This window comes from Hymenobacter terricola, assembly GCF_017921975.2.
Lineage (GTDB): Bacteria > Bacteroidota > Bacteroidia > Cytophagales > Hymenobacteraceae > Hymenobacter > Hymenobacter terricola.
The window spans coordinates 1-9,933 of record NZ_JAGEMO020000154.1 but is presented as its reverse complement, the minus strand read 5'-3'; the positions used below and the strand labels follow the sequence as shown (position 1 = coordinate 9,933).

At 54.8% G+C, this 9,933-nt stretch carries 9 protein-coding genes; 1 reads left to right on the top strand and 8 read right to left on the bottom strand.

Annotated features, from left to right (window positions below):
• Nucleotides 1–392 precede the first annotated feature (392 nt).
• Nucleotides 393–677, bottom strand: coding sequence for a helix-turn-helix domain-containing protein (locus J4G38_RS27810; protein ID WP_210522158.1), 285 nt, complete (start codon nt 675–677; stop codon nt 393–395).
• Nucleotides 678–1,082: 405 nt separating this feature from the next.
• On the opposite strand from J4G38_RS27810, the gene J4G38_RS27805 reads away from it, so the two are divergent.
• The gene (locus J4G38_RS27805; protein ID WP_210522157.1) at nt 1,083–2,342 is read left to right on the top strand and encodes a site-specific integrase; all 1,260 of its coding nucleotides are present in this window, start codon (nt 1,083–1,085) and stop codon (nt 2,340–2,342) included.
• 29 nt (nt 2,343–2,371) lie between these two features.
• Here the strand turns inward: J4G38_RS27805 and J4G38_RS27800 are convergent, their stop codons facing one another.
• The 7 genes from J4G38_RS27800 to J4G38_RS27770 form a co-directional block, all read right to left on the bottom strand.
• Nucleotides 2,372–3,532, bottom strand: coding sequence for a DNA methyltransferase family protein (locus tag J4G38_RS27800; protein WP_210522156.1), 1,161 nt, complete (start codon nt 3,530–3,532; stop codon nt 2,372–2,374).
• A complete protein-coding gene (locus J4G38_RS27795) occupies nt 3,529–4,527 on the bottom strand; it encodes a hypothetical protein (protein WP_210522155.1) in 999 nt (332 codons plus the stop codon). Before J4G38_RS27795 ends, J4G38_RS27800 begins: the two co-directional genes overlap by 4 nt.
• A gap of 3 nt (nt 4,528–4,530) precedes the next feature.
• Nucleotides 4,531–6,507 (bottom strand): ORC-CDC6 family AAA ATPase, encoded by a 1,977-nt coding sequence (locus J4G38_RS27790; RefSeq protein WP_210522154.1) that lies wholly within the window; start codon nt 6,505–6,507, stop codon nt 4,531–4,533.
• A 3-nt stretch (nt 6,508–6,510) separates the two neighbouring features.
• Nucleotides 6,511–7,386: a phosphoribosyltransferase-like protein gene (locus tag J4G38_RS27785; RefSeq protein WP_210522153.1), complete on the bottom strand. Its 876-nt coding sequence runs from the start codon at nt 7,384–7,386 to the stop codon at nt 6,511–6,513.
• Nucleotides 7,387–7,838: 452 nt separating this feature from the next.
• Nucleotides 7,839–8,006: a DUF305 domain-containing protein gene (locus J4G38_RS27780; protein ID WP_210522152.1), complete on the bottom strand. Its 168-nt coding sequence runs from the start codon at nt 8,004–8,006 to the stop codon at nt 7,839–7,841.
• A gap of 13 nt (nt 8,007–8,019) precedes the next feature.
• Nucleotides 8,020–8,283, bottom strand: coding sequence for a hypothetical protein (locus tag J4G38_RS27775; RefSeq protein WP_210522151.1), 264 nt, complete (start codon nt 8,281–8,283; stop codon nt 8,020–8,022).
• 265 nt (nt 8,284–8,548) lie between these two features.
• On the bottom strand, nt 8,549–9,571 hold the full coding sequence (locus tag J4G38_RS27770; RefSeq protein WP_226164049.1) for a CHAT domain-containing protein: 1,023 nt from the start codon (nt 9,569–9,571) through the stop codon (nt 8,549–8,551).
• Nucleotides 9,572–9,933: the final 362 nt, after the last annotated feature.

Here is a 9,933-nt window from a genome sequence, read left to right as displayed (position 1 = left end):
ACACTTGCAAGCCTTTTTGCTGGCCTACAATCACGCCAAACGCCTCAAACGCCTGCGTGGCCTGACCCCGCACGAGTTTATCTGCGCCCAGTGGCAGAAAAATCCTACTATCTTCAGTCGTGACCCCACCCAGCTCACCCTGGGACTATACACCTAGGTCTGGGGTGACGCTCGTCGGGCTGCTATGGTGCTTGCGTTGTAGTTCTCTGCACCCCAGTTGCGAAGGCAGCTTTATTCCACCGTTGCCGAGTGGTTTTGAAATAGGTGAAGATGGATGTATAGTGAGGCAGCCAATTTAACCCCTGGAGTGGTTTAAAAAGTCTTTATACTCTTTAGGGGATAAAAATGGTTGGCGGTAGATGTCGAACACGAGCATGAATGGCTGGTTGAAATCAAACAGCCAAAAAGTCTTGGACGGCTTGCTGGCTCATCCGCCACACGGGCTTCTCAGCGGTGCCAAGGTTGCTGGCGCTCAGTCGCCCTTCTCCTATGTACTTGTGTATGGTCTTCTCGGAGAACTGCAATTGTTCCGCTACATCCTTCACGGTTAGCACAGCAACGGATGGACGAGAGGCTTTTGAGGTTTGTTGAACCAGCGCATCAAAGCGGGGGACCATAAGAGCACAAAGGTGTTCAGCAATGGTCTTAAGTTCGTTTGGAGTGAGCGGGATGTTCATAAGCTGGGGTGTTTTTTCAGCTTATAGGGTCGAGGTAGCAAAAAGGTGATTTTTTTCTGCTGATTTCGCCAAAAAAATTTGGACAGGTTGTTCTAGCCTAGAAAATAGCCGAATTCAACGCCTTTTGGCACCCTTCTTACCGGCTGCATACTCATTGCATACTACACCAATAAAAAAGGCCCTCTGCGTAATGCAGAGGGCCTTTTAAGTGGTCGTGTAAGGACTACCTACTTCTGGTTGTTGCCCGTTACAGAAGGTTGTTAAATGCCTCTCAGCTGGCTGTAATGGCATTTTTGGTTCTGGTTAGGACCGGGTGTGATTAGGTATGCTCAGAAGTTTTGTCCCGTGACTTGTCCCGTGGCCGCCCTGCGAGTACCTTCGTATATTCACTTCCTTATATAGAAAATGCTACGGACCAAGTACTATCTAACCGATGCCAAATCAGCGGGTGAAACGGCCCTCTATGCCGCCTGTTACCTGGAAGGGCAGCGTAAGAAAATCTATTTGCCCACCCTAACAGTCAAGCCCGAACAATGGGACGCGAAAGCCCAAAAGTACCGGCGCAACTACACGGGCTTTTCTGATGCCAACCACTTGTTGAAGAAGCTGGCCGAAGGGCTTGAGGAGACCCATCTCCAACTCACGGCGAAAGGGAAAGTGACCACGGTTGACGACCTGCGCGCCGTGGCAGCTCGCTTCACGTCCGGCAAGCAAGCCCAGCAACCAGCGGGGCTGCTGGAACACTTGGATACGTGGATTGAGTCGGCGAAACGCGACCGAGCACCGTCCACTATTAAGGGATACAATACCTTGCGGCAGCACCTGATTGCCTACTCGAAGCTGCGGCGGCTTCGCTTGGAATTTGCCTCCTTAGACGTCGCGTTTTGCGAAGCTTTCAAAAGCTATTTGCTCAAGATCGCGGCCTTGGGTAATGCATCCGTCAACAATCAAGTGAAGAACCTTAAGGTGTTTCTCGGGCAAACATTCGAGCAGGAGCTGCACGAATATTCCCACTTCAAACGCTTTCGCAAAATGGAAGCAGTAGCGCCAGAGGTAGTCTACCTCACAGTTGCTGAGAAAGAGCGCCTGTCCGCCCTTCCGCTGGCCCATATCCCATACCTGCAACAGACCCGCGACATCTTCTTGTTCGAGTGCGAGACGGGCCTGCGTTTCTCCGACGTGTCGGCGCTGCGAGCAGAACAAATCACCAAAGATTCGCTGGTGCTCACCACGCAGAAAACGGGCGATTTGTTGAAAGTGCCCCTGTCGCCGCTAGCCCAAGGAATTATTAAGCGCTACGCAGGTCGTGCGGATGGCCGGGCGCTGCCCGTCATAAGCAATCAAAAAACCAATGCCCATCTCAAAACGTTGGGCAAGCTGGCGCGCATCGATACGGCGACCACCACTAGTCAACACAAGGGCAGCGAGCGTGTGGCTACCACACGGCCTAAGTATGAACTGATTGGCACCCACACGGCCCGCCGTACCTTCGTTACGCTAGCCCTAGAAGGAGGGATGCGGCCAGAAACCCTCATGCGCATCACCGGTCACAAGGATTATAAGATGCTGCACCGATACTTGAAAATTACTGATGCTGTAGTGCAAGAAGAGTTTGCTCAGTTCTTAGAGCGGCAAGCCAGCCCTTTGCAATTAGTTACATCATAATTAACTGGCCCTGAGAAGAAAAGGCTATATTAAACTATAACGGACGAGAGCATTTGTTCAGCCGGCTCAGCACATACACGGAATTCCTGGATGCGCTGCCCGTATGGGAGAATGTAGCAGCCCAAGCCGTGCAAAAGCTTGCGCAACCCTTCTACAGAGATAAACCGGGCACAGGTTCCCCCGTACGCCGCCTCTACTTTTGGCCACTCGCTGATGAGCAAGGATTGCAACTGCTCGGCTTCCTGTTCGCTGCCGCATTCAAGGGCGAACACGCAATCGGACAATATAGCAATGGCGCCGGCTGGAAACAGCACAATCTTATCTGCAGTAGGCTTTCCTACGCGCGGCAGGAGCACGGCCGGTCCGTACGCCTGTGGCAAGTCGGAGGGTGCAATCTGCTTGCGCGTTCTGTGTAAAAGGCCCTGGCCCAAGTCAGTGGTGTGAATAAAGGGTAACAAGTTCCGTTTGCGCGAATGCAGCACAAGCGTATTAGACTGTCGGCCCCGGAGCAAACTGGCCGTAAGAACGTTTGCTTCCGGGCGCTGTGAGCTTTCTGCCACAACAACAGACGCCGGTGCCAAGCCGGCCGTGAGGCGGATAATGGCCGTGCGTGGCGTGCACTTTGCAAAGGCAGAGCGGGCAAAAAGTTCGACCACCTCCATACCGTAGTACTGGCGGAGCAGCCCCCGGGCCGTGGCGTCTTTTTCGCCCTGCACCACGCCGTGGGGCACGATTGCCACCAATTGCCCGCCGCTTTGCAAGTGCTTTAGCGCGTCTACGATGAAGGCTAACGCCGGACTACACCGCGTGGTTTGGCCTGCTATTGGGACCCGGCGCGAAGAGCCACCTCGACACGAAAACGGGGGATTGAGCACGATAACCGGCATTTGTAATACACGGCCCCGGCTTAGCATCGCTCGGGTACGCTCAGCTTCATCGGTGAAATCACAGCAGCGAGTGCGCCAAGTCGGATGGCTAGTTTTCAACTGCAATACTACTTCCGGGTCGATGTCCAAGGCAATGCACTTGGTGGCTGGCCAGCGGTTCTCGGCTGCCCGCAGTAATTCACCGTGGCCGGCCGCGAAGTCGCCTACGCGAATGGGGTGGGCCACGGTCACCGCCTGAATCAGCGTAGCTGCAAGTTCAGGAGGGGTAAAATACTGATCAAAGTCTTTGGCTCGGGACGTCATGCGCGTGCGAGAGTGGGGGCAGCAAGGGAGATAAAAAACGTCACGTGAAACACGTATATGCGCCCTATGCCCGATGTACGCCCCTGCTTGCGGATGGGATGGTCATATACCAACTCCACCTTGCCGGGCCCTGCGTGCATGGCGTACAGCACAGCGCCTAAGGCGTGGGGTTTAGTACCCAGCAGGGCCACTTTCAGTATGTCGTCGCGGTGCTTAGCAGCTAGGGCCTCGAGCACGTAGTACACCGAGAAGGGGCAACTGGCGTCAGCGTACTGAATGTTTACCAGCATTTGTCCGTTCTCGCTTTCCAGCGGGCGCTGGTTGGCCACGTAGGTTTCAAACGGATATTCCGGCCGGAAGCCGGGCAACCCGATGACCGGAAACGTCTTGTTGGGTGGCGGGTCCACGGCGTTGGTGGCAAAGCTGAAACGGGCTCCCTCGAAGCCCAGAATCGGCACGTAGCATACATTGTCGCCTGTAGGCTGTAGGGAGGCAAACCCCGGCAGCGGCTTTATGCCTGCAATGCCATCACTCAAATCATACGCTTGGTCGGCGCCCGGCGAGCGCTGGTAATTAGCAGGCTCTACGTAAATGGCCTGCAGGTGCTGGCCCGCCCGGTGGGCGCTGGCCACCAGCGGCGCCCAGATGTGGTGCGGCAGGCCAGTAAGGTCAAGGTACACCACGGGTGCAGCCATCAGCGCCCAGAGGCTATCTTGCTGGCCCCCGCTGTATAGGTTGACGACGTATATGTGCTCGGCCAGTTCCACGGTGAACATGTTGGGCTCTCCCTCGGCCAGACGCACGGTGGTGAAACCAGCCCCGGCCAGATGTGCGGCCAAGTGGCCAGCGCGACGCTCGTCGGTGCTACCGTATAGGTACGCGCTGCCCGTCTGCGGCACAAAGTCCGCGGGCACATCGTAGGTAAAAGTGGGAATTATGCGCTGGCTGAATAATTCAAAAGATGACAGCGAGGCTGCCTCGGATTCGGGCGACACGGCTTAGATGGTAGAAGAGCTAAAGAGAGGCAGTTGGCCGGTCTGGGACGGCTTTTCTTTTGGCGGCAAGACACTCTGCGCGTCTTGTTTAGCCTTTTTGGTGCGGGCAATGATTTCGTCGCTGGTCGTTTTCTGGTTGTTAATTAATCCCAGAATCTCCGACGCATAGAGCAGTGTCTTGCGCTTGCGACGATGACTAAAACGGAAATAGGCGCTGTAAATGGGGTGAATGGAATAATCGAAGCCTCGGGAGGCTTCTTTGCTTAACTTATTGGAGGGTGCCCTTTGCAGCGCCAGGTAGCTAAACGCGCTTTCCAGCAGCTCCTGCACCGGCACTACCTCCGCGGCCGTACCGTGAAGTTCCCCGTTGAGTTCCGGTACCGAAAACTGATTTACCTCTGGGGCGCGGCCGAAGGGGTCGTCGGCAAAGATTTGGAACACGCGGCCCAGCCCCTGTAGCATCTTCATGATTTTGCCGCCTTTCACGTCCACGCCTTCCAACTCGAGCAGGTTGCTGCTCCCAATCATAATCGCGGCTTGAGTCTGGTGCTCGTAGCTCACGATTTTGTCTAGGCTGTCGGTGGCCTGAACTTGTAGTCGAATCGCGGCTTCGACTAACTGCAGTAGGAAGCGAATGTTGCCCCCAGCCATCAGCACGTACGTTTCCCAACCTGCGTAATGCTTACGGATGCCGGATTTGCCTTCACGAATGGCAAACAGCGAGGCGTAGATGTAGTTATCGAATCGCTTCTCCCATTTTTCCCCCTTGTTGAGTAAGTCAGTCAGGGCCAGTTTACCGGAAGCGCCTTTGCGCGTTTCCCACTCGTGAGCAAACCACACCAGCATGGGCGGCAGCGCGTGCAGTCGAGCTTGTTCCGCTTCTGAGAACGAGCTAGCCGAGGTGTTCAATATTTTTTTAACCAGCGGGTTAATCCCCAGTAAATTAGCTTCTTCTAAGTTGGTAGGCCCCGGCAACAGGCGCTTCACGGTGAGTTTGCCATCCATCGAGACCTGCAGCTTGGCCAAACGGCGGTTGCACACGGTTTCGGCAAACTTGCGAAACTTGGCCCCACTCATATTGTCGCTGATGGAAATGCGGCGAAAGTCACTGGGCGCCCGTAGCTCCTGGCCGTTTAGGGTATGCTTTACACGCCAGCCCAATTCCCGCACCCCAATTTTGAAACAGTAGTTACGGCCCGCCGACTGCTTTATGAGGGTGTTGACAATTTGCTGTTGGTAGTTCGCGAAGTTCTCGTATTCGTCCAACAGCAAAAACAAGGGTTTGCCTTGGAAGGGGGATAGGGTATTCAGCGCACTCATCAGGCTGTCCAGCGGCGCGCCCAGCATGGAAAAAGTAGGTTTCGCTACCTGCTCATCTAAGATATTGTTGACATACACTTCAAATCGGGTGATGGCAAGCTCGACTACGTGGCTCAACTCTTCAACCGTCAAGGCCGTGCCGGGTAGGGGTGAGGCTGGTTGAGCGATGGCCAGCGACTCTTGAAAGCGCTGCCATGCTGCATCATGGAGCCGCAAGACGGTGTTATGGGGTTGTTGTTCGTACCAAGACAGCATTTTTAAAATGAGGCTGCACACCACCAAGTTGATGTAGTGCGCGAACGGGCGCTGCCATTGCTCATCGGAAAGTCCCAGCCCCATCAAGGCGCTGACCCGGTTGGAATCAACTTTGTAGTAGATGCCAATGAACTCCAAGCTGGCTACCTCTTTGCTAGTAATCTTGCTCTGCCCTTCGTAGGACAGCCCGCGTAATACTGTTGTCTTGCCCGTGCCCCGTCCCCCTATGAGTACGCACGACTGGTTGCGCTTGAGTTCGGGAAAGTAGCCCGGCGAATGAAACAAGTCATACAGCTCTTGGTTGAGCCATTCCGCTTTGTGGGCAAAAAGGTGCGTGAGCTGTTCCTGTACACTCGGAGGCGCGGAAGCAAGCTGCTTAATAGGGGCAGGGGAGAGGTCTGACATAAGCTAGCCGGCTTTGTTGAACAGCGGGTGCCAGCCGCGCTGATTGAATCGAAATACGCCCAAGCAGGCATCAGGCATTGCATCGCCGAGCACCAAGCCTAGGCCTAGACGATGGTAACCTCGCCAGTCATCGACATGGTGGTTGTCGTGGGCGGGCATGCCCACCCGCCGGGCAATATTAGCCAGCACAGCAGGCCCGGATTGCTGCACGTCGGTAGAGGACCAGAAGCGGTAGGAAGGGCTGAGCGCATTGTACTCAGCCGACACTACGTGGGCCGGGCATAGCGTGACGTGCGAGCCACAAACTTGTTCGATAGCCGCTAAACCGTAAGAGCTGGCCGCTAACGGACAGTAAAAGAATTGGGCAGCGCCGGAAGGCGCAGCTTCTTCGAAGGAAAAGGCCCAGCCGTGCTGCGCTTGCTCCTGCTGTGCTTGCCAGAGCTTGATAAACTGCTCACCTGAACCCACAAAATCATCTACGAATACGACAATGGGCGCGGGGGCCACCGCACCCATGGTGCGAGAAACTACCTGAGTAATGGGTAGAAACTGGCTCTGCCGCAAGCCGAATACATCGCGAAACAGGCGAGCATATCCAAATCCGCTGTCCGTGAGATTTGGCGTTTCGCCCCGCACCGGCACAATGAGCATGCGTTCTACCGCCTGGCGCCACGCCGCTTGCACCTCAGCGGCTGGGAGGCTAAAGTCGACTACGTGGGGCATAATCTTTTGAATAGCGCTGCGAAATAGCTCTCGCGTCATACGCTCAGAAAACACCAAAAAGCCCCGTAGCAAGTCGTGAGCCACAGCTTTTTCTTCTTTCGAGACAAAGTTCTTGAGCCACTGCCGCGAATCGATGGCGTTGGTAGGCGGCCACACGTGCGCCCGAGCCAGAAAATCGCAGCGGCCCAGGGAAGGGTGCTCGGGCTTGCGACCCAGGGTAGGCAGTGGTTCAATGAGAGCGGTAGGCGGCATCTATAATCCGAGTTTTTGTGTCGCGTTATGCTGATGCGTGTTGGCGAGGCGAGAATAGCGGTGAATCTACAAATCATGTATGTGGATAACCACTTCGCGGTCGTCAGCGCCGTTGAGCTTCAACACCGTCACAAATGACACGCGCAGCGAAGGTAGTGCCGAGCAGGCTTCAGGTAATTAAATTGAAATGTTTATCTGTTGAATGGCATGACGCAGTTGATGCGCTACATGTTGACCACTGATAATATGCGCTCACCTGAGTGTGTGGTGTGGGTGCGCGAGAAGCTGACAAGCCTGGGCTTGGTGGACCGGGAGTGGTGGGCGAAGCCGAGGTAGCCGCGGCGTATGCCAATCAGTTATTTGGTGGAGCCTGTCGCGTGCACCTTCAGCCAGCGTTGGTACTGCTTGATTTCGGCTTGCTCGTCGCGGATGATGCGGCGGGCAGCGTCCTTTAGCTCGGGTATTTTTCCGAAAGACAGTTCCACCTGGGCTAAGGATACGCCGGTTTGGTGGTGCACCTGCATTAGAGTGGCGAAGTCAGTGTCGAGGGGGCCGGCGTGGTTGGGGCTGACGCAAGGACGCCAGCGCGGTGGCAATGCGGCGGACGAACGGGTCTTTGGCATTGCCAGGGTAGTATTCCTGGTCTTTGGGCGGCTGCTTGGTGAGGGCCAGGGTGAGGACGTGTTTGTCGCGTCCGTGGCCTTTTAGCACGTGCTGGGCCAGGGCGCGCAGGGTGGAGTCTTTGCCGCTGGCAATTTCCACGGCGGCCAGGCGCTGAGCGCCGGCGTGGTGGACGGTCATGAGGCGAGCAAAGTCATCGTCCTAACAGCCGTCGCGGTGCACGGCGTCTGTTGGGCCAGCAGCTTCAGGGTGTCGCGTAGGCTGAGCGGAGTAGCGAACGGGGCGAGCTTGGGCTGAGTGGCGTGGTCTTCCTGCTCGTGGGCGTCGGTATCATGACGTGAGCTGCAGCTGATAGTTAAGCTGTAAATAAGCAATACATGCTAATAGCACGAAGGGGGCAGGTGAAAAGTAGTGCAGCTAAGCTAGTTAGAAGAATCGCCGAACATCAGGTGAAATACACGGCGCTGCCCCATTTTAAAATGTTGGACAAGTCAGCATTCGAACTGTACTGTAGCCTATCAATCAACGCCGTAATTGCTGGATGCGGTGTTTCTGGCTCTAGTGCAGCAAGCTTATCAATGATGCTTGCTTCTCCAGAAATTAAGGTGAGCAATGCTGTTTGATAAGCACTGAAATAGGTCGACCCCGGCTGGCATAAACCCTCCGCAACCAAAGCACCAAGCAGCATAGCCACTAAAGAGTCAGCCATCCATAAGTGCGAGAGAACGTCTTGATTATGGCTGGTTAACATATGACCAAAGCCCACGTTTAGAAACTCGCCAATTTGAGTGTTGGCCCCACCCTCGCACACATTTAGGAACAACAGCCGAACGTGAGGTTGCTGAACTGTAATCGCCGCGAGTTCAGCGAGGCTTACTGCTTCGGTATGAGATAGGGCAAAGCTGGAATTATCGGGCTCGTAGTATCCCCTTTCCCCATGCGAAGAAACCCAGATGATATCATAATCGGGGCTATGGTAAGCGTCAATAAAGTCCTGCTTTGTCGCAGTACCCTCTACCAATACAGTTAGTTTCACCCCGGCTTTTTCAAAAATGTAGGCGAGTGCGTCACCTTCCATTTCCGAGGTGTTGCTGCTACCTTGCCAGAATAGTACGTGACGGGGACTTGGGTAAGCTCCTTTGTTTTGCAGGCTTGTATAAATGGGAAATGTGACCTGCAGCTCCTTTAACATCAACGCCTGTAATGGCAGTTGATTAAGGTTAAACGGACACAACGCAGTCACCGCAGGTACATCCAGTTGCCTGAGCTTCTTGAAATTATAGAAGCTAGAAACCGCCCGCTCAAAATCGCGTCCGAGTGGCAATACCGGAAAGCCTATTGTCCTTTCTGGCACTGGCGTAATCTGACCCGGCGTTCCCCTGAGCACATGCAATTGACTCAATGCCCGGTTAGCCATATCCACCAAAACTGGCACTGCAACGACATTATCCTGTTCGTGCAGCGCCAACTCCCCCTTCGCACAGTATAGTACTCCGTCCTTAGCATTGGGTAAGATGAATAGGATGGAATCACGTGGTGCCCAATCAGCGTCTGGATGGTAGTAAGCTGTCAGCAAAGCTGCCAGTTCCGTAGTAGCTGCGTGCTGGCAGAGGGTTAGTATGACGTGGTTTAATACTTTAAAGAGACGTGACTTCTCGTATGTAATGTCAACTAGGACGTGTGAACAATTAAGGTAGCTTTGAAGATGCAAAAAGACCGCACATTCCTGACCGACCCGCACTGGCAACGCCTTTCGCCACTCTTGCCGGGCCAAGCGAATGCCTGCGGCGTGACGGCCAAGGACACGCGCTTGTTCGTGGAGGCCGTACT